Annotated in this window: 14 protein-coding genes; 9 read left to right on the forward strand and 5 right to left on the reverse strand. The window is 72.0% G+C overall.

Annotated features, from left to right (window positions below; all coding sequences use genetic code 11):
* Positions 1–14: 14 nt before the first annotated feature.
* On the forward strand, positions 15–887 hold the full coding sequence (tesB, locus tag ACF07B_RS01195; RefSeq protein WP_351861648.1) for an acyl-CoA thioesterase II: 873 nt from the start codon (positions 15–17) through the stop codon (positions 885–887).
* 23 nt (positions 888–910) lie between these two features.
* Positions 911–1,882 (forward strand): cation diffusion facilitator family transporter, encoded by a 972-nt coding sequence (locus ACF07B_RS01200; protein ID WP_392177319.1) that lies wholly within the window; start codon positions 911–913, stop codon positions 1,880–1,882.
* Positions 1,883–2,000: 118 nt separating this feature from the next.
* Here the strand turns inward: ACF07B_RS01200 and ACF07B_RS01205 are convergent, their stop codons facing one another.
* The gene (locus ACF07B_RS01205) at positions 2,001–2,789 is read right to left on the reverse strand and encodes a phosphatase (protein WP_369486299.1); all 789 of its coding nucleotides are present in this window, start codon (positions 2,787–2,789) and stop codon (positions 2,001–2,003) included.
* Positions 2,790–2,851: 62 nt separating this feature from the next.
* Positions 2,852–4,813: a helix-turn-helix domain-containing protein gene (locus tag ACF07B_RS01210; RefSeq protein WP_392177320.1), complete on the reverse strand. Its 1,962-nt coding sequence runs from the start codon at positions 4,811–4,813 to the stop codon at positions 2,852–2,854.
* A gap of 167 nt (positions 4,814–4,980) precedes the next feature.
* Between ACF07B_RS01210 and ACF07B_RS01215 the strand changes: the two genes are divergently transcribed.
* The 3 genes from ACF07B_RS01215 to ACF07B_RS01225 all read left to right on the forward strand — a co-directional run bounded on the left by ACF07B_RS01215 (position 4,981) and on the right by ACF07B_RS01225 (position 9,155).
* Positions 4,981–6,441 (forward strand): sodium:solute symporter, encoded by a 1,461-nt coding sequence (locus tag ACF07B_RS01215; protein WP_369485960.1) that lies wholly within the window; start codon positions 4,981–4,983, stop codon positions 6,439–6,441.
* Positions 6,442–6,504: 63 nt separating this feature from the next.
* Positions 6,505–7,473 (forward strand): agmatinase, encoded by a 969-nt coding sequence (gene speB / locus ACF07B_RS01220; RefSeq protein ID WP_326787619.1) that lies wholly within the window; start codon positions 6,505–6,507, stop codon positions 7,471–7,473.
* Positions 7,470–9,155 (forward strand): thiamine pyrophosphate-binding protein, encoded by a 1,686-nt coding sequence (locus ACF07B_RS01225; RefSeq protein WP_392177321.1) that lies wholly within the window; start codon positions 7,470–7,472, stop codon positions 9,153–9,155. The genes speB and ACF07B_RS01225 overlap by 4 nt, the downstream gene beginning before the upstream one ends.
* Before the next feature lie 126 nt (positions 9,156–9,281).
* Here the strand turns inward: ACF07B_RS01225 and ACF07B_RS01230 are convergent, their stop codons facing one another.
* Complete coding sequence (locus ACF07B_RS01230) at positions 9,282–10,085, reverse strand: endonuclease I family protein (RefSeq protein WP_369485958.1); 804 nt, start codon at positions 10,083–10,085, stop codon at positions 9,282–9,284.
* Positions 10,086–10,604: 519 nt separating this feature from the next.
* Between ACF07B_RS01230 and ACF07B_RS01235 the strand changes: the two genes are divergently transcribed.
* Positions 10,605–11,528, forward strand: coding sequence for a serine hydrolase (locus ACF07B_RS01235; protein WP_384239970.1), 924 nt, complete (start codon positions 10,605–10,607; stop codon positions 11,526–11,528).
* Positions 11,529–11,731: 203 nt separating this feature from the next.
* Positions 11,732–15,460 (forward strand): ABC transporter ATP-binding protein, encoded by a 3,729-nt coding sequence (locus ACF07B_RS01240; RefSeq protein ID WP_392177322.1) that lies wholly within the window; start codon positions 11,732–11,734, stop codon positions 15,458–15,460.
* Here the strand turns inward: ACF07B_RS01240 and ACF07B_RS01245 are convergent.
* Complete coding sequence (locus tag ACF07B_RS01245; RefSeq protein WP_392177323.1) at positions 15,444–15,920, reverse strand: hypothetical protein; 477 nt, start codon at positions 15,918–15,920, stop codon at positions 15,444–15,446. The two genes, ACF07B_RS01240 and ACF07B_RS01245, sit on opposite strands and share 17 nt — an antisense overlap.
* A 185-nt stretch (positions 15,921–16,105) precedes the next feature.
* Between ACF07B_RS01245 and ACF07B_RS01250 the strand changes: the two genes are divergently transcribed.
* Positions 16,106–16,495, forward strand: a complete 390-nt coding sequence (locus tag ACF07B_RS01250) for a hypothetical protein (RefSeq protein WP_392177324.1) — start codon at positions 16,106–16,108, stop codon at positions 16,493–16,495.
* Between the two features lie 87 nt (positions 16,496–16,582).
* Positions 16,583–18,046: a S28 family serine protease gene (locus tag ACF07B_RS01255; RefSeq protein ID WP_392177325.1), complete on the forward strand. Its 1,464-nt coding sequence runs from the start codon at positions 16,583–16,585 to the stop codon at positions 18,044–18,046.
* Between the two features lie 55 nt (positions 18,047–18,101).
* Here the strand turns inward: ACF07B_RS01255 and ACF07B_RS01260 are convergent, their stop codons facing one another.
* A complete protein-coding gene (locus tag ACF07B_RS01260; RefSeq protein ID WP_384235440.1) occupies positions 18,102–19,970 on the reverse strand; it encodes a glycoside hydrolase family 3 protein in 1,869 nt (622 codons plus the stop codon).
* Positions 19,971–20,073 lie beyond the last annotated feature (103 nt).

The following is a 20,073-nucleotide window of genomic DNA, read 5'->3' on the forward strand; positions in this document are numbered from 1 at the left end:
GGTACAACTGCCTTATGAGCGAGGCACTTCAGTCCCTCCTCGATCTGCTCGACCTCGAGCGGATCGAGGAGGACATCTTCCGCGGCCGTTCACGGTCCGCCGTCGTCCCCCGGGTCTTCGGCGGACAGGTGGCGGCGCAGGCACTCGTGGCCGCCGGGCGCACGGTCCCCGAGGACCGGCTCGCCCACTCCCTGCACGCGTACTTCCTGCGGATCGGCGACCCCGGCGCGCCCATCGTGTACTCGGTGGACCGCATCCGCGACGGCCGCTCCTTCACCACCCGCCGGGTGGTCGCGGTCCAGCACGGACAGCCGATCTTCCATCTCTCCGCGTCCTTCCAGGCGTACGAGGAGGGCATGGAGCACCAGGCGCCGATGCCGCCCGCGCCCGACCCGGAGACGCTGCCCACGGCCGCCGAACTCCTTCCGCTGTACGCCGACGTCTTCACCGACGCCGAGGTCGTGGAACGCATCCTGGAGGCCCGGGAGTCCGTCGATCTGCGCTATGTCGACGCGCCGCCGTACGCCACCGTCGGCGAGGCCCGCGAGCCGCGCTCCCAGGTGTGGTTCCGCACCAACGGCAAACTCGCGGACGACCCGCTGCTGCACGTCGTCCTCGCGACCTACGTCTCGGACATGACACTCCTCGACTCCATCCTGCTCGCGCACGGGCGCGGCGGCTGGGTGACCGGCGACGTCGTCGGCGCCTCGCTCGACCACGCCATGTGGTTCCACCGCCCCTTCCGCGCCGACGAATGGCTGCTGTACGACCAGGAGTCGCCGTCCGCCTCGGGCGGCCGGGGCCTCGGCCAGGCGCGCATCTACACCCAGGACGGCCGGCTGGCCATCTCGGTGATCCAGGAGGGCGTGGTCCGCGTCCCCCGGTAGCCGTGGCCCGGTAAGACTGGGGCATGACTGACGCAGCGCAGGACTCCGGCGGCGGCGAGAGCGTCTTCACGGTGATCGTCGCCGCCGTCGCCAATCTCGGGATCGCCCTCGCCAAGGCGGTCGCCGGTGTCATCAGCGGCTCCAGCGCGATGCTGTCCGAGGCAGCCCACTCCGTCGCCGACACCGTCACCGAGCTGCTGCTGCTCACGGCGCTGAAACGGAGCGAGAAGCCGGCGGACGAGGACCATCCGCTCGGCTACGGACCCGAGCGCTACATCTGGGCCCTGCTCGCCGCCGTCGCCACCTTCGTCGGCGGCGCGGTCTTCTCGATCTACGACGGCGTCCACACCCTGGTCGCGGGGGAGGAGCTCGGCGACCCGCTCGTGTCGTACATCGTGCTGGCCGTCGCCTTCCTGCTGGAGGGCTTCTCCCTGCGGACGGGACTGCGGCAGGCGCGCGGTGAGGCCGCCCGCCTCGACGTCCCCTTCCGGGCCTACCTCCGGCGCACCCCCGACACCGCGGTGAAGGCCGTCGTCATGGAGGACTCGGCCGCGCTGGTCGGCCTGGTGCTCGCCGCGGGTGGCCTGCTCGGCGGCCAGCTCACCGGATCGGGCGTCTGGGACGGCGTCGCCTCGCTGCTCATCGGACTCCTGCTGCTCTACGTCGCCTGGGTGCTCGGCCGTTCCAACGCGGAGCTGCTGATCGGACGGCCGCTGCCCAGGCCGATGCGGGAGCGGATCCGGGCGGAGCTGCTGGACGTGGAGCACGTGGAGGCCGTACTGGAGCTGATCACGCTCGTACAGGGGCCGCGCGAGGCGCTCGTCGCCGCCAAGGTCGACTTCCGGGACGCGTCGACCGCGGCCCAGATCGAGTGGGCCTGCGAGCGGGCCGAGGACCGGATCCGGTCGGTGTTCCCCTCGGTGAGCAGGGTGTACCTGGACCCGACACCGGGCGGTGCCCAGCGGCGGTCCGAGGGGCTGAATCCCTGGCCGTGAGCGGGGCCCGCGCCGCGCGGGCCGATGGCGCGGGGCGGCGGACGCCGTCCGGGAGCCCGCCCGCGCCGGGCGCGCCCCCGGACCGGTCGCCGGGATCCGGGCCGGTGTCCGAGGAGGCTCAGGCGAGGCCGGCCTCTCTGAGCAGGTACGCCGTCATCGGGTCGTAGTGGCGCGGGCTGAGGACGTGGTCGTCGAGCGGGACCACGACCTGGAGCGTGCCCTCCGACTCGGCGAGGAAGAGCGCCGGGTCGTTGGAGTCGGCGTAGCCGACGGAGTCGACACCGTGGCGGCCCGCGTAGCCGGCCCAGCCGTGGTCGGCCACGACCAGGTCGGGCAGCGGGCGGCCCTCCCGCTCCAGCGCGGTGAGGATCGCGCGCATCGGCTCGCCCGAGTGCGTGTGCCACAGCGTGGCGCCGTGCTCCAGGACCGCCACGTCCGCGAACTGCATGACGTAACCCTCGTCCGTCTGGAGGCCGTCCGGGATCACCACGATCTCGCAGCCGGCGGCGCGCAGGGCGGCGGCCGTGGCCCGGTGCACGTCCAGCAGACCGCCCGGGTGACCGGTCGCGAACAGCACCCGCTGACGGTCCTCCGCCGCCTTGCGCAGCCGTCCCGCGAGGCGGTCCAGCGCGTCCACGGTCAGCTCGGGGTCGATGGTGTCCTGGCCGTAGCGGTACTCGGGATCGTCGTTGACGCCGACCCGCTCCGCCATCACCGCGAGCACGTCCTGCTCGTCGGCCCAGCGGTCGCCGAGTTCCAGTCCGAGCCACCAGTTGCGCTCCCCGTTCGCCAGCTTGCGGTAGTGGGAGAGGTTGTTCTCGCGGGGCGTGGCGACATCCCCCGCGATGCGGGTCTTCACGAGATGGTCGACGAGTTCGGCGCGGCTGGGCGTCCCGGGTATCGGCATACCCCCATTGTGCCGGTGCTTTTGGGCCCCGGGCGCGGCCGTCCCGGTCGCTGGGACGTGCGTCACTCGGGTGTTCGGGCCGCGGGGCCGTCCGGCGCGACCCGCGTTCCGTCCTCCCTGAGCGCGAACCACAACTCCATGCGTACGTCCGGGTCGTCGAGGTCCGTGCCCAGCAACGCGGCGCAGCGGGCGATGCGTTGGCGGACGGTGTTGCGGTGGACGGAGAGGGCCACCGCGGTGCGGTCCCAACTGCCGTGCAGGGAGAGCCAGGCGCGCAGCGTCTCGGTCAGGGCCGGGGTCCCGGAGACGGGGGCGAGGAGGGCCTGGGCGTGGGCCTCGGCGTCCGCCGGGGGGACGAGGTCGGCGAGTGCGGGACGGTCGCCGTGCCGGACCAGGGCCGCCCGGGTGGCGCGGGCGCGGGCCAGCGCGCGCGCCGCCTGGGTGTCGGCGGCCGCCCACCCGTGCGGGCCGGCGGGCGCGCTGACCCCGCAGGTCCAGCCCGGCTGCGCGGCGGGCGCTCGGTCACCGGGGACGAGGACGCGGACGACGTCGCCGCCGGTGTCCACCAGCGCGGAGCCCAGCGCGGCGGCCAGCGCGGACGCGGAGACGGCGTCCGGGGCGGGGCCGTCCCCGGCGGGGCGCGCGTGCACGACCACCCACTGTTCACCGCCGAGAAGGGGGGCCACCGTCTCGGGTGCCGCCCCGAGCAGCAGCCGCACCAGGGCCGCCGACCGCGCGGCCCCGCTCGCGCTCTGGTGCTCCCCGGTGAGCAGGGAGAGCAGCACGGACGCGACGGAGGCGATCGTGTGGTCGCCGGGGTCGCGGCGCGGCGAGGCGACGCCCAGGACGAAGCCCTGGCCGCTGCCGAGGGCGTAGGCCGTGAGATGGACACCGCCCACGGTGTCGGTGGCCGAGGCCGGAGCGGGGCCCTGCGCGTCACGGGGCCGCACGACCCCGGCGAGCTCGCCGAGCACGTCCTCGGGAGACCCCCCACGGACCGGACGGACGCGAGCCGCCGGGCCGGCCGGAGCCGTCGGGTAGGCCGGAACTGTCGGGCCGCCGGGAGGCACGGGGCTGCCGGGAGGCGTGGGGCTGCCGGGGGCCGGCGGGTTTCCCGGAGCCGCCGGGCCTGCCTGCGCCGGCGGGCTGCCGGCAGGTGCGGGGCTGCCAGGACCCGCCGGGCCTGCCTGCGCCGGTGGGCTGCCGGGGGTCGCCGGGTTTCCCGGAGCCGCCGGGCCTGCCTGCGCCGGTCGGACGGAAGCCGTCGGGCCGCCGGGAGGGGCGGGCGCCGGGTCTCCCGGGGTCGGGTGGGGTGCGGGGGCGGCAGGGCCGGGCCGGGGTGCCTCCGGTGGGCCGGGCGGCGGGACGGTTCCGGCTCGGGTCAGCTCCGTGCCCTCCGGGCCGTACAGCACCGCCCAGCCGTTCACCCGCCGGGCGAGCTGCCGCAGTACCGCCGGCACCGGGTCGGGGCGGGCGGCGGCGGCCGCCAGACTCTGCTGGGCCTCGGTCACCCGGCGCAGCTCGGCCAGCCGGGCCTGGGCCATGAGCTGCCACACCGCACGGGCGACGCCGGAGAACGTCGTGCGGGGCGGGACCTCCAGCAGTGGCAGCCCGTAGGTGTCGCAGGCCGCGACGAGGGCGGGCGGGACGGTGTCGTGGACCGGAGCCAGGCCGAACCCCAGGGCCGCTCCGCCCGCCGCGACGATCCGGGAGACATAGCCGTCGAAGTAGTCCTCCGGGCCGGGGCCGCCTTCACCGGGACCGGCCGCGGCGGGCACGTGGACCCCGGCGGTCAGCAGCAGCTCTCCGCCCAGCAGATACGGATAGGGGTCGGCCATCTCCGAGGTGTGGGCCCAGTGGATCACCGTGTCGGGCTCCGCGGGTCCGGCGATCAGGCGCAGGGCCAGGTCCTCGCGGGCCAGCAGCGCCGACAACGGCACCGGAGGGGTCGGCGGCACGGCCGGGACGGACACGGCCGGGACGGACGGTGACGGTGAGTCCGGCACGATGGACAGTTCCTCCATCCTGTTCGGATCGAATGGATGAAACGTACACTTCGCAGCCGCTTTCCGGCCACCTAGTGTCGGTCCCGACCGGCAGCCACGGGTACGGGCGGATGTCCCCGCGATCAGTTGCCGGCTCGTCCCCCACATCCCTGCACGACACGCCACAGAGCACCCCGAGGAGACCCATGGCCGTCGACTACGCAGTCATCGTCGTCTATCTGGCCGGCATGCTGGCCATGGGCTGGTGGGGCATGCGCCGCGCCAAGTCCAAGAGCGACTTCCTCGTCGCGGGGCGACGGCTCGGGCCCGTCATGTACTCCGGCACCATGGCCGCGATCGTCCTGGGCGGCGCGTCCACCATCGGCGGTGTCGGCCTCGGCTACCAGTACGGCCTCTCCGGGGCCTGGATGGTCTTCACCATCGGCCTCGGCCTGCTGGCCCTGTCCGTCTTCTTCTCCGCCCGCATCGCGCGCCTCAAGGTCTACACCGTCTCCGAGATGCTCGACCTGCGCTACGGCGGCCGTGCCGGAGTCATCTCCGGCGTCGTCATGTGGGCGTACACCCTGATGCTCGCGGTCACCTCGACCATCGCGTACGCCACGATCTTCGACGTCCTGTTCGACATGAACCGCACGCTCGCGATCATCCTCGGCGGCTCGATCGTCGTCGCGTACTCGACGCTCGGCGGCATGTGGTCGATCACCCTCACCGACATGGTGCAGTTCGTGGTCAAGACGATCGGCGTGCTGCTCCTGCTCCTGCCCATCGCGGTCGTCAAGGCCGGCGGGTTCGGCGAGATGAAGGCCAAGTTGCCCACCGAGTACTTCGACCCGCTGGGCATCGGCGGCGAGACGATCTTCACCTACGTCCTGATCTACACGTTCGGCATGCTGATCGGACAGGACATCTGGCAGCGCGTGTTCACCGCGCGCGGTGACAGGACCGCCAAGTGGGGCGGCACGGTCGCCGGCACCTACTGCCTGGTCTACGCCGTGGCCGGCGCCGTCATCGGCACCGCGGCCAAGGTCATGTACCCGAAGCTGCCCAGCGCCGACACCGCCTTCGCGACCATCGTCAAGGACGAACTCCCCGTCGGTGTGCGCGGACTGGTGCTCGCCGCGGCCCTCGCCGCCGTGATGTCCACCTCCTCCGGCGCCCTGATCGCCTGTGCCACCGTCGCCAACAACGACATCTGGTCGCGGCTGCGCGGCGCCGTGAAGCGCGACGCCGGGGACCACGACGAGGTCAAGGGCAACCGCGTCTTCATCCTGGTCATGGGCATCGCCGTGATCTGCACGGCGATCGCGCTCAACAACGTCGTCGAGGCGCTGACCGTCGCCTACAACCTGCTCGTCGGCGGCCTGCTCGTCCCGATCCTCGGCGGTCTGCTGTGGAAGCGCGGCACGGTCCACGGCGCCCTCGCCTCCGTCGTCGTCGGCGGTGTCGCCGTCATCGGCCTGATGGCCGGCTACGGCATCCTCGCCAACGAGCCCGTCTACTACGGACTGATCCTCTCCCTGGCCGCGTACGTGATCGTCTCGCTGGCCACGCCGGCGACCGACGCCGCGGTGCTGGCCACCTGGCGGGAGCGGCTCGCGGGCCGCGACGCCGAACCCCTGTCCGAACCGGTCCCGGTTCCCCAGTAGAGTCGTATTACTTGTACTTAGTTGTACATACGCGACGAAGCGTAGGAAAGAAGGCAATACCTCATGAGCAGCAACGAGACGCCCCGCGGCCCCGTCGACTCGTCCCGCGTCCCGCGGTACGCCGGTCCCGCGACCTTCGCCCGGCTGCCGCGCCTCGACGAGGTCGGCACCACCGACGTCGCCGTCGTCGGTGTGCCGTTCGACTCCGGCGTCTCGTACCGGCCGGGCGCCCGCTTCGGCGGCAACGCGATCCGCGAGGCGTCCCGGCTGCTGCGCCCCTACAACCCGGCGCAGGACGCCTCCCCGTTCGCCCTCGCGCAGGTCGCGGACGCCGGTGACATCGCGGCGAACCCGTTCAACATCAACGAGGCCGTGGAGACGGTGGAGGCCGCCGCCGACGAACTGCTCGGCACCGGCGCCCGCCTGATGACCCTGGGCGGCGACCACACCATCGCGCTGCCCCTGCTGCGCTCGGTCGCCAAGAAGCACGGCCCGGTCGCGCTGCTCCACTTCGACGCGCACCTCGACACCTGGGACACCTACTTCGGCGCCGAGTACACCCACGGCACCCCGTTCCGCCGCGCCGTCGAGGAGGGCATCCTCGACACCTCCGCGCTCTCCCACGTCGGCATCCGCGGTCCGCTGTACGGCAAGCAGGACCTCACCGACGACGAGAAGATGGGCTTCGGCATCGTCACCTCGGCGGACGTCTACCGCCGCGGCGCCGACGAGGTCGCCGACCAGCTCCGCCAGCGCATCGGGAACCGCCCGCTCTACATCTCCATCGACATCGACTGCCTCGACCCGGCGCACGCGCCCGGCACCGGCACCCCGGAGGCAGGCGGCATGACCTCCCGCGAGCTCCTGGAGATCCTGCGCGGACTCTCGTCCTGCAACCTGGTCTCGGCCGACGTCGTCGAGGTCGCCCCGGCCTACGACCACGCCGAGATCACCGCGGTGGCCGCGTCCCACACCGCCTACGAACTGACCACCATCATGTCCCGCCAGATCGCGGAGGCCCGAAACAAGTGACCCACGACCACGACCTGGTTCTCCGCCCGTCGGCGGCACAGACGGAGGCCGCGCTCAACCCGCCCCCCGGCCGCAACGGCGGAGACCTGGTCGTGGAGACCCTCTCCGGTCTCGGCGCGACGACCGTCTTCGGGCTGCCGGGCCAGCACGCGCTCGGCATGTTCGACGCGCTGCGCCGCTCCTCGCTCCGGTACATCGGGCTGCGCGTCGAGAACAACGCGGGATTCGCGGCGGACGCCTACGGCCGGATCACCGGCGAGGCCGCGCCGCTGCTGCTGTCCACCGGCCCCGGGGCGCTGACCTCGCTGGCCGCGCTCCAGGAGGCGCGCGCCGCCTCGGCCCCCGTCCTCGCCATCAGCAGCCAGGTCCCGACCGCCGGACTCGGCGGCGGCCGCCACGGCTATCTCCACGAACTCCCCGACCAGCAGGCGTCGTTCAGGGGTGTCGTCAAGTCCGTCCACACCGTGCGTACGCAGTCGCAGATCCCCTCCGCCATCGCGGCGGCCTGGGAGTCGGCGCTGACCGCCCCGCACGGACCGGTGTGGGTCGAGATCCCGCAGGACGTCCTGCTCGCCGAGACGCACCTGCCGCAGGTCACGGCGATGGACGCGACCCCCGAGGACCTCGTCCCTCGTCCCGAACTGACCGCGCTGGCGGCCCACTTGCTGTCCTCGGCGGCCCGCCCCGCGATCATCGCGGGCGGCGGTGTCGTCCGGTCGGACGCGTCCGGCAAGCTGAAGTCCCTCGCGGAGAGGCTGAACGCGCCGGTCGTCACCACGTTCGGCGGCAAGGGCGCCTTCCCCTGGACCCACCCGCTCTCGCTCCAGTCCTGGCTGGAGGACCGGCACACCACGGACTTCCTGGAGGACGCGGACGTCCTGCTGGTGGTCGGCTCCGGCCTCGGTGAACTGTCCTCGAACTACCACACGTTCAAGCCCCGGGGCCGGGTGATCCAGATCGAGGCCGACCTCGGCAAGCTGGAGTCCAACCACCCGGCGCTGGGCATCCACGCGGACGCCCGTCTCGCGCTGTCCGCGCTGCTGGAGACGGTCGGGGAACGTCCCGACCCGTCGGCGGCGGAGCGCGTGAGTGCGGTCCTCGCGCGGGTGGCGGAACGCATCGCCGCCCAGGAACTCATCCTGGAACAGGACGTGCTGGCCTCCGTCCGCCGGGCCCTGCCGGCCGGCTCGCCGTCCTTCTGGGACATGACGATCCTGGCGTACTGGGCGTGGTCGGCCTTCGACCCGCGCGGAAAGAACACCATGCACTCCGCCCAGGGCGCGGGCGGTCTCGGCTACGGATTCCCGGCGGCGCTGGGCGCGGCGGCGGCCGATCCCACCCGCCCCGTCCTCGCGGTCTCCGGCGACGGCGGCGCGCTGTACTCGATCGCCGAACTCGCCACGGCCAGGCAGTACGGCCTGAACGTCACCTGGCTGATCGTCGACGACGGCGGCTACGGCATCCTGCGCGAGTACATGACCGACGCCTTCGGCCAGGCGACCGCCACGGAACTGGCCCGCCCGGACTACGTGGCCCTCGCCGAGTCCTTCGGCGTCCCGGGTGTCCTGACGACCCCCGGGACGCTGGAGGAGGATCTGACCAGGGCCCTGGCCGCGCCCGGCCCCTCGGTGGTCGTCCTCCCGGCGCTGCTGCGGATGTTCGAGCCGACCCACCTGGGCTGAGGGCCCGCCCCCGCCGGGACCGAGGGCCACCCCGGGGCCTCTCCCGTTCCGGAAGAGCACCCCGGGGCCTCTCCCGTCCGGAAGAGGCCCCGGCGTACGGGCAAGGGCCGGGCCGGGCCCGCCCGTCTACCAGATCGCCTCGACCCACTCCGGGTGGTCGATGAACGGGTTGCGGTTGTGCTGGTAGGTGTCGTAGATGACCTGGTTGCGCTTCTCCTCGAAGGCGCTCGGCGGGTCCGCCTCGTTCCATGCCTTGAGGACGGACAGCTTGCCCATGTAGGGGTTGCTGCCGTTGCCGACCTTCTCGTTGGGCTCCAGGTTCGCGAAGCCGTCGTCGCCCTCGTAGCGCACGGCCATGTAGAGGATCATGCGGGCCACGTCGCCCCGGTCCGCCGCGCGAGGCGCGAAGGAGTCGGAGTCGACGGTGCTGCCGCCGCCGTTGGTGACGGCGCTGCCGCCGTTGTCGAAGTCCAGGTTGCCGCGGATGCTGTTCACCTGGACGTCCGCGGGACGCAGGTGGTGCAGGTCGGTGCCGGGGCCGGTCACCTCGCCGAAGTCGCCGTGCGACTTGGCCCAGGTGTGCTCGCGGTTCCAGTCGCCGACGTCGCCGCCGTTGAGGGACTTGGCGCGCGAGACCCCGCTGTACAGCAGGATCACGTTGTTGCTGTTGTTCGGGTCCTGGTCGGTGGCCATCAGGGCGTTCCAGACCGCGGAGTACGAGATCTTGGTCTGGCTGCTGATGATGGTGTGCAGCGAGGACTTCAGGCTGGTGCCGGTCTTGCCGACCGCGTTCTTGTAGTACGTGCTGTCGTACGCGGTGGTGGTGGCGCTCGCGGGGGTCGCGGTCATCGTCGGCAGGGTGATGCCGATGAGGATCGCGGAGGTACTCAGCGCCAGGGTCTTCCAGCGGCCTATGTGCGTGGCGGGCATCGTGGGGTGTCCGTTCTACGCGGGTTGAATGGAGCGGGATAACCGGGAGGGTGACATGGACATGCTGTCGATGGGGTTAAGAAAGGGTGTCGGTTCTGTGTCGGGATTCAACAACTCGGCTGCCGCGCACGGGACATGAGGGAACAGGGCGCGGTCCGCCGCATCCGGCCGCCGGCCGAAAGTGGGCCAAGGCGCGCCGGGTGCCGGGAGCCGAGCCGGCCGGGACCGGCGCCGGCCGGCACGCCGGCCCCCGAGGTGCGACAACGCGCATTCCGGCGGGCGGGGCGGGTGCCGTGACGCGCGCCTCCGGGGAACCGCCGCTCTTTCGGCGTGTACGTGACCTGCGGCCTGTCAGCCGCCTGTGAGTGGCCTGTGGGCGAATAGGCGCCTTCCGGCACCCCGGCGATCCGGATCCCCGTTCTTAGAACACCCGTACAACTATCGGGCGTTCCTGTGAGTCATCCGATACGAGCGCGCCCTTGGCGCGTTCGTATCGCTTCAAGGGGATGGGAAGCCTCCATGACTCACCGGATATCCCGGGGCGCCCGGGTGTTCGCAGCGAGCCTCGGTGCCGCGGTGATCGTGCCGCTCGTGGCCGCCGCGACCCCGGCCGCCGCAGCGCCGGCGCCGACGGTCAGCTGCACGTCGGGCAAGGCCGGTCTGGCCGCCAAACTTCAGAAGGACATCACCGCGGCGCTCGCGAACCGCCGGGGCACGGTCGCGGTCGGTCTGTACGACCGCTCGACCAGCACCACCTGCACACTCCGCGCCACCACCTCGTTCGACTCGGCCAGCACGGTGAAGGTCACCGTCCTCGCCGCGCTGCTGTGGGACGCGAAGAAGCACAACCGCTATCTGACGAGCACCGAGACGTCGCTCGCCACCAAGATGATCACCCAGTCGGACAACGCCTCCACCACCAAGCTCTGGAACCAGCTCGGTCTGACGAAGATCAAGGGATTCCTGGCCGCCGCGGGGATGACGAAGACCACGCCGGGCACCGGCGGCTACTGGGGTCTGACGCAGATCAACGTCACCGACGAGCAGAAGCTGCTCAAACTCGTCACGGCGAAGAACACGGTGCTGAGCGACAACGCGCGCGCCTACATCCTGAAGCTCATGAACAAGGTCGTCTCCTCGCAGCGCTGGGGGACACCGGCCGGGGCGCCCTCGACGGTCACCGTGCACGTCAAGAACGGCTGGCTCTCGCGTTCCTCCAACGCGTGGCGGGTGCACAGCCTCGGCACCTTCAACGGCGGCGGCCACGACTACATGATGTCGGTGCTCACCGTCGGCAGCAGCACCATGGACTACGGCGTCGCCACCATCCAGGCCGTAGCCAAGGCCATCCACAAGGACCTCGTGCCGACCACCGTCGCGCCCCAGCGGTTCACGCCGACCACGCGGCCGGCGGAGGCCTTCCCGGCCGTCCCGGCGGGCTGACCGGGGCCGTACCCCGCGTCGTCACGTCCGTCGGCATCCGTGGCCCGAGGGGCTCGCGGTACGCACTCCGCGGTCCCCGGTCCGTCGTCCGCCCGCCCGGCACTCCTGCCCGGCGGGCGGACGCTTTTGTTGCGGAGGGATGAAATCCGCTTCGCTCGGTGTTGGTGCCTTCCGGCGGAGTGAGATCTACGGAAGGTGCCGGAGTGGCGACGGAACGGGGATGGGCGCGGCGGCTCGCCGGGTACGCCTGGCGGTACCCGAAGGACGTGGTGCTCGCGCTCGGCTCCTCGCTGGGCGGCATGGCCGTGATGGCGGTGGTCCCGCTGATCACCAAGGTGGTCATCGACGACGTCATCGGTGACCACAGCCGCGGCATGGCCCCCTGGGCGGGAGCGCTGCTCGGCGCCGCCGTCCTCGTCTACGCCCTCACCTTCGTCCGCCGCTACTACGGCGGCCGGCTCGCCCTCGACGTCCAGCACGATCTGCGGACCGACATGTACGAGACGATCACCCGGCTGGACGGGCGGCGCCAGGACGAGCTGTCCACCGGGCAGGTCGTGGGCCGCGCGACCAGTGACCTCCAGCTCATCCAGGGTCTGCTGTTCATGCTCCCGATGACCATCGGGAACGTCCTGCTCTTCCTGATCTCCCTCGGAATCATGGCCGCGCTGTCCCTGCCGCTGACCCTGGTCGCGCTGGCCGTCGCCCCGGCCCTGTGGGTCGTCGCCCGACGCAGCCGCTCCCGGCTGCACCCCGCCACCTGGTACGCGCAGGCACAGGCCGCCGCCGTGGCGGGTGTCGTCGACGGCGCCGTCAGCGGCGTCCGGGTGGTGAAGGGCTTCGGGCAGGAGGACCAGGAGACCGGCAAGCTGCGCGAGGTCGGGCGGCGGCTCTTCGCGGGCCGGCTGCGGACCATCCGGCTCAACGCCAGGTACACCCCGGCCCTCCAGGCGGTGCCCGCCCTCGGCCAGGTCGCGATGCTCGCGCTCGGCGGCTGGCTGGCCGTACGCGGCCAGATCACGCTGGGCACCTTCGTGGCCTTCTCCACCTACCTCGCGCAGCTCGTCGGACCGGTACGGATGCTGGCCGTCGTGCTGACCGTCGGACAGCAGGCCCGCGCGGGTGCCGAGCGCGTGCTGGAGCTCATCGACACCGAACCGTCGATCAAGGACGGCACCAAGACCCTGCCGGCCGACGCGCCCGCCACCGTCGAGTTCGACGACGTGTCCTTCGGGTACACCAGGGACCGCCCCGTCCTGGACGGGCTGAGCTTCGAGATCCGGCCCGGCGAGACCCTCGCCGTCGTCGGCTCCTCCGGCTCGGGCAAGTCGACGGTCTCGCTGCTGCTGCCCCGCTTCTACGACGTGACGCGCGGCGCCGTCCTGATCGGCGGGCACGACGTCCGCGAGCTGACGACCGAGTCCCTGCGCGCCGCGATCGGGCTCGTCCCCGAGGACTCCTTCCTCTTCTCCGACACCGTGCGCGCCAACATCGCCTACGGCCGCCCTGGCGCCACCCAGGACGAGATCGAGACCGCCGCCCGCGCCGCCCAGGCGCACCGGTTCATCGCCGAGCTGCCCGGCGGGTACGACACCAAGGTCGGCGAGCACGGCCTGACCCTCTCCGGAGGCCAGCGCCAGCGCGTCGCGCTCGCCCGCGCCATCCTCACCGACCCGCGGCTGCTCGTTCTCGACGACGCCACCTCCGCCGTGGACGCCCAGGTCGAGCACGAGATCCACGAGGCCCTCGGGCAGGTCATGCGGGGCCGTACGACCCTGCTGATCGCGCACCGCCGCTCCACCCTCAACCTCGCCGACCGCATCGCCGTCCTCGACGGAGGCCGGCTCGCCGACATCGGCACCCACGAGGAACTCCAGGACCGCTGCGCCCTCTACCGGCGCCTGCTCACCGACCCCGACGAGCTGGGCGGCGTCTCCCCGGGACACGCCGTTCCGGCGGCGCCGCGGGAGGACACGTCCGTACGCGAGGAGCTGGACGCCGAGTTCGACGCCGAGCGCGGGGTGACCCCGCGTCTGTGGACCGGCGACCGCGAGCCCCGGGACAACGCGCTCGAAGGGATGCCCGCCACCCCCGGGCTCCTCGCCCAGGTCGAGGCGCTGCCCCCGGCCGACGACGTCCCGGACGTCGACGAGGCCCGCGCGGTCCGGGCCGAGGACTCCTACGGACTGCGCCGGCTGCTGCGCGGCTTCGGGGCCCCGCTGCTCATCAGCCTCGCGCTGGTCGCCGTCGACGCGGTCATGACGCTGCTGCTGCCGATCCTGATCCGGCACGGCATCGACCAGGGCGTCACCCGGCTCGCGCTCGGCGCGGTGTGGGCGGCGGCCGTGCTCGCGCTGATCACCGTGCTCGTGCAGTGGACCGCGCAGATCGGCGAGACCCGGATGACCGGCCGCACCGGCGAGCGGGTCCTGTACGCGCTGCGCCTGAAGATCTTCGCGCAGCTCCAACGCCTGGGACTCGACTACTACGAGCGGGAGCTCACGGGCCGGATCATGACCCGGATGACGACCGACGTGGACGCCCTGTCGACGTTCCTGCAGACCGGGCTCGTCACCGCGTTCGTCTCCGTCGTCACCTTCTTCGGCATCATGGGCGCCCTGCTGGTGATCGACGTACAGCTCGCGCTGGTCGTCTTCGTGACGCTGCCGCCGCTGGTCGTCGGCACGTTCTTCTTCCGCCGGGCGAGCGTCAAGGCGTACGAACTGGCCCGCGAGCGGGTTTCGGTGGTCAACGCCGATCTCCAGGAGTCGGTGTCCGGGCTGCGGATCCTCCAGGCGTTCCGGCGCGAGGACGCGAGCGGGCGGCGGTTCGCGGAGGGCAGCGACAGCTACCGCAGGGCCAGGATCCGCGGGCAGTGGCTGATCTCCGTCTACTTCCCGTTCGTCCAGCTCCTCGCCTCGGGGGCCGCGGCGGCCGTGCTGATCGTGGGCGCCCACCGGATCGACTCCGGCACGCTCACCACCGGCGCGCTGGTCGCCTATCTCCTGTACATCGACCTGTTCTTCGCGCCCGTGCAGCAGCTCTCGCAGGTGTTCGACGGATACCAGCAGGCCACCGTCTCGCTCGGCCGCATCCAGGAACTGCTCCGCGAGCCGACCTCGACGAAGCCCGCCGACGCGCCGCGGGACGTCACGTCGCTGCGGGGCGAGATCGCGTTCGAGGACGTCGGCTTCGCGTACGGCCGCGCGGGCGAGGCCGAGGAGGCGCTCAGCGCGGTGTCCCTGCGCATCCCCGCCGGGCAGACCGTCGCCTTCGTCGGCGAGACCGGCGCGGGCAAGTCGACGCTGGTGAAGCTGGTCGCCCGGTTCTACGACCCCACGGCCGGGCGGGTGACGGTCGACGGCACGGATCTGCGCGACCTGGACATCACCTCCTACCGGCACCGCCTCGGTGTCGTCCCCCAGGAGGCCTATCTCTTCCAGGGGACCGTCCGCGACGCCATCGCCTACGGCCGTCCGGGCGCCGCCGACGCCGAGGTGGAGGCCGCCGCCCGCGCGGTCGGCGCCCACGAGATGATCGCCACCCTGGACGGCGGCTATCTCCACGAGGTCGCCGAGCGCGGCCGGAACCTCTCGGCCGGCCAGCGCCAGCTCATCGCGCTGGCCCGCGCCGAGCTGGTCGACCCGGACGTGCTGCTGCTCGACGAGGCGACGGCGGCGCTGGACCTGGCGACCGAGGCCCTGGTCAACCAGGCCACCGACCGGCTTGCGGGCCGCCGTACGACGCTGGTGGTCGCCCACCGGCTGACGACGGCCGCCCGCGCGGACCGGGTCGTGCTCATGGACCACGGCCGGGTCGCCGAGGACGGCACCCACGAGGAACTGCTCCGCCTGGACGGCCGCTACGCCGCCCTGTGGCGGACCTTCGTGGGTTCCCCGGAGCCCGAGGAGCCCGTCAGCTCCTCGGCTTGATGCCGGAGATCTTCTTCGTCGCGAGATCCGACTGCACCGTCAGATAGGTGTACGTCGGGTGCTGCGCTGAACCCCAGGTCAGCCGGACCGTCGACCAGGTGTGCCCGGCGCCGCTGTCGCCCGCCGTCACCTTCCAGGCGCTCGGCACGTCCTGGGCGCGCAGCACCCCGTCGGCGTGCTGCCGGCGCTCCCAGCCGGTGAGCTGGGTGCGCAGCCCAGACGTCAGGTAGAAGGAGCGCAGCCGGGTGCTCAGGGTGCCGGAGTCCCCGTCGGTCACGGCGTCGATGTAGGCGCCGTAGAAGTCGGCCACGCGGTCGTAGGCGGGACCGCTGCTTCCGCTGCGCGCGGGCGGCGCGGCGGTGGAACTCGCGACGGCCGGCACCGAGGCGCCGGCGGCGATGAGAAGGGCCGCGGCGATGACCGCGCGGCCGGGAGTGAGGGAGGGCTTGATGCCGGACATGGAGAACCGCCTTTCGTTTCCTGGTCGGTTGGACCCGGGAGAAACCGGCACGGTTGTGGCCGAAGAAGGCAAAGACCTCGCAAGGGTGAGAGGCGCCCGCAGGTGAGGCCGTAGCGGTACGCAACCATCCGCCGTACGTCCTGCGTCCGTACACCAGTACGCTGATTGCTGCGGGAGGGACGACAGTGGACCGTGGTGCGATACGCCGGCGGATGGCGCTCGGCCTGGCCGTCCTGGCCGCGGCCGGACTGCTCGCCTTCACGGGTGCGGGCAGCGCCCAGGCCGCCCCCTCCTCCTGCTCGGGCCGCAAGGTCCGCACCCTGCCCTTCACGACCGGTTCCGTCCAGGTGTACAGGCGCAGCGGCTATGTCTGCGCCGTGACCTTCCCCGAGGCGCGGGGCTCGCGCAAGCGGATGTCCGTCAGCGTGCAGGCGCGCGGCGGCCGGCCGGTGGTGGACTCCGGACGCTTCGCGCATCACGCGGGCCCGGTGACCCTGTACGCGGGCCATCGCTGTGTCCGGATCAAAGGCTCGGTCGGTTCGGGTTCGGTGAGTTCCGGCTGGATCCTGTGCTGAACCGCAGATGACCCAAGACCCCCTGGCGTCACGGGAGTTGCTCCGTTAGGTTCCGGCGGACAACTGCGTATTCCCAGGGGAGGGTGCATGCGCAAGGCGCTCAGAGGGCTGCTCGTGCTCACGGTGCTCATCGGCACGCTGAGCACGGCCGGGACGGCCACCGCCGTCCAGCCGGAAGTCCACGGCACCACAGGAGCAACCAGCACGGCCGACGAGGGCAAGGACATCCTGGACCGGCTCCTCGCGATCCCGGGCATGAGCCTCGTCCAGGAGAAGCCGTACACCGGCTACCGGTTCTTCGTCCTGAACTTCACCCAGCCGGTCGACCACCGGCACCCGTCCAAGGGCACGTTCCAGCAGCGGATCACCGTGCTGCACAAGGACACCGCGCGCCCGACGGTCTTCTACACCGGCGGCTACAACGTCTCGACCACGCCGAGCCGGCGCGAGCCGACCCAGATCGTGGACGGCAACCAGGTCTCCATGGAGTACCGCTACTTCACGCCGTCCCGGCCCGACCCGGCCGACTGGTCCAAGCTCGACATCTGGCAGGCGGCGAGCGACCAGCACCGCATCTTCGAGGCCCTGAAGCCGGTCTACGACAAGAAGTGGATCTCCACCGGCGGCTCGAAGGGCGGCATGACCGCCACGTACTACGAGCGCTTCTACCCGCGTGACATGGACGGCGTCGTCGCCTATGTCGCGCCCAACGACGTCGTGAACGACGAGGACTCGGCGTACGACCGCTTCTTCGCGTCGGTCGGCACCAAGGAGTGCCGCGACAAGCTGAACGCCGTGCAGCGCGAGGCCCTCGTGCGCCGCGAACCGCTGGAGAAGAAGTACGCCCAGTACGCCGCCGACAACGGCTACACATTCACCACGGTCGGCAGCCTCGACAAGGCGTACGAGGCGGTCGTGCTCGACTACGTGTGGGGCTTCTGGCAGTACAGCCTGCTGACGGACTGCGACACGATTCCCGCGGAGGCGGCGCACGCGAGCGACGAGGACATCTGGAACTCCGTCGACACGATCTCAGGCTTCTCGTTCTACACCGACCAGGGCCTGGAGCCGTACACCCCGTACTACTACCAGGCGGGAACCCAACTGGGCGCGCCCACCATCCACTTCCCGTACATCGAGAAGAAGTACGTCCGCTACGGCTACCAGCCCCCGCGCCATTTCGTACCGCGTTCCATCCCGATGAGGTTCCAGCCCTCCGCGATGCGTGACGTGGACGGCTGGGTCCGCCGGAACGCGCACCACATGCTGTTCGTCTACGGCCAGAACGACCCCTGGGGAGCCGAGCGGTTCCGTCTCGGTTCCAAGGCGCGCGACTCCTACGTCTTCACGGCTCCGGGCCTGAACCACGGCGCCAACGTCGCCGGACTCGCCGCCGACGAGAAGGCGCTCGCCACCGCCCGCGTCCTCGACTGGGCGGGCGTCGCCTCCGCGACGGTCCAGGCGGACCCCTCGGCGGCCCGGCCGCTCGCGAGGTTCGACGCGAAGCTGGACCGCCGGGACACCGAACGGGACATGACCCTGCGTCCCTGACCGGAGCGCGACCGCGCCCGCCCGCGTTCACACGGGCGGGCGCGACCGCGTACCGCTAGTACCTCAGGCCGTACCCGATCGGATACAGCACCTGCGCCGGGTCGTCCGTCCGTTGCACCGGCACCGGCAGCCTGCCCCGCGGGTGCACCCGGCCGGCGATCACCCGCGCGGCGGCGCGCACCTCGACGTCGGTCCAGGAGTACGAGGCCAGGCAGGCGCCGACCCCCGGGATCTGGGCGATGTCGTACGGGTTGCGGATGGCGACGGCGGTCACCGGGACTCCCGTGGCGACCAGACTCTCGACCAGCGTCTTCTGGGAGCCGGTCGCCGTCAGGTTGTACGTCAGGACGACCACCGCGTCCGCGCCGGCCGCCGCCGTGACGGCCTTGGCGATCGTGGCCGCCGACGGCGCCGTACCCGTCGACAGGGCCGTCGCCGTGAAGCCCAGCCCGGTCAGTTCGGCGGCCACGACGGTGGTGGGCGGTCCGTCGGACAGCGACGGCGAGGCGGGATCGGCGCCCACCACCAGCACCCTCGGGGTGCGCCGCCGGGACAGCGGGAGTAGCCCCTCCTTGTTGACCAGCAGGGTGGTGGTGCGCTCGGCGATCCGGTCGGCGGCCCTGAGGTGCGCCGGGACGCCGACCACCCGGTCGACGGCCGCGTCACGGACGTACGGGTCGCTCAGCAGCCCGTGCTTCGCCTTGAGCCGCAGGATGCGCAGGATCGACTCGTCGAGCCGGGCCTCGGTCAGCTCGCCGCCGCGCACGGCGTTCAGCACCGCGTTCCACGCGACGGCCAGGTCGGGCGGGTTGAGGAGCTGGTCGACACCGGCCTTGAGCGCGAGGACGGGGACGCGGTCGTCGCCGTACTTCGTGCGCACGCCCTCCATGCCGAGCGAGTCCGTCACCACGACGCCGTCGTAGCCCAGTTCGCCGCGCAGGATGCCGGTGAGGATCGGGTGGGACAGCGTGGCGGGGTCTCCGGCGGGGTCGAGCGCGGGGACCATGATGTGCGCGGTCATGATCGAGTCGATGCCGGCGCGGATCGCCGCCCGGAAGGGCACCGCGTCGAGCTCCGACCACAGTTCACGGCTGTGGGTGATGACCGGGAAGCCGAAGTGGCTGTCCACGGCGGTGTCGCCGTGGCCGGGGAAGTGCTTGGCCGTGGCCGCGACCCCCGAGCTCTGGTACCCCTTCACCTCGGCCGCCACCAGGCCCGCCACGGCCTCCGGGTCGGCGCCGAAGGAGCGCACGCCGATCACCGGGTTGGCCGGATTGACGTTCACGTCGGCGTCGGGGGAGTAGTCCTGGCTGATGCCGATCGCGCGCAGTTCGGCCCCGCTGACGCGGCCCACCGTCCGGGCGTCGGCCCGCGAGCCGCCCGCGCCCAGCGCCATGGCGCCCGGGAACAGCGTCGCGGGCTTGCCCACCCGGGCCACTATCCCGTGTTCCTGGTCGGTGGAGATCAGCAACGGCAGCCCGCGCGGCAGCTCCAGCGAGGCTTGCTGGATCCCGTTCGACAGCGCGGCGATCTGGTGCGGATCGCGGGTGTTGTGCGCCCAGGCGAAGTAGATGATGCCGCCGACACGGTACGTGGCGATCAGCTCGGCGGCCGTGCGGACGCCGATCTCCTTGAGGTTGGCGTCGATGTCGGCCTGGTCGGGCGCCGTGGCCGAATGGCCGTACACCCGCATGACGAAGAGCTGGCCGACCTTCTCCTCCAGTGTCATACGGGAGATCAGGGCGCGCAGGGCCTTGTCGTCGTGCGGGCGGGCGTCGGCCGCGTGGGCGCGGGGGCCGGCCGCCAGCGCGGCGGTGATCCCCGCCGTGGCGGCGAGAACCGTACGCCGGGAGGGCCTTGACGGTCTGTCCGGCTCGGGCGGCCCGGACGGTCTTGCGGTGCTTCCCGTGCTGGAGTCGCGCACGAGCGCTCCTTCCCTCGTGAAGGAAACTTCCGAGGAATCACGATTATCCGGGAAGTTTCTTCCAGTCAAGAGTGTGCACAGTATCCGTGAAAGGGCCGCCACC

Source organism: Streptomyces sp. NPDC015532 (assembly GCF_043078065.1).
In the GTDB taxonomy this organism is placed as follows: Bacteria; Actinomycetota; Actinomycetes; order Streptomycetales; family Streptomycetaceae; genus Streptomyces.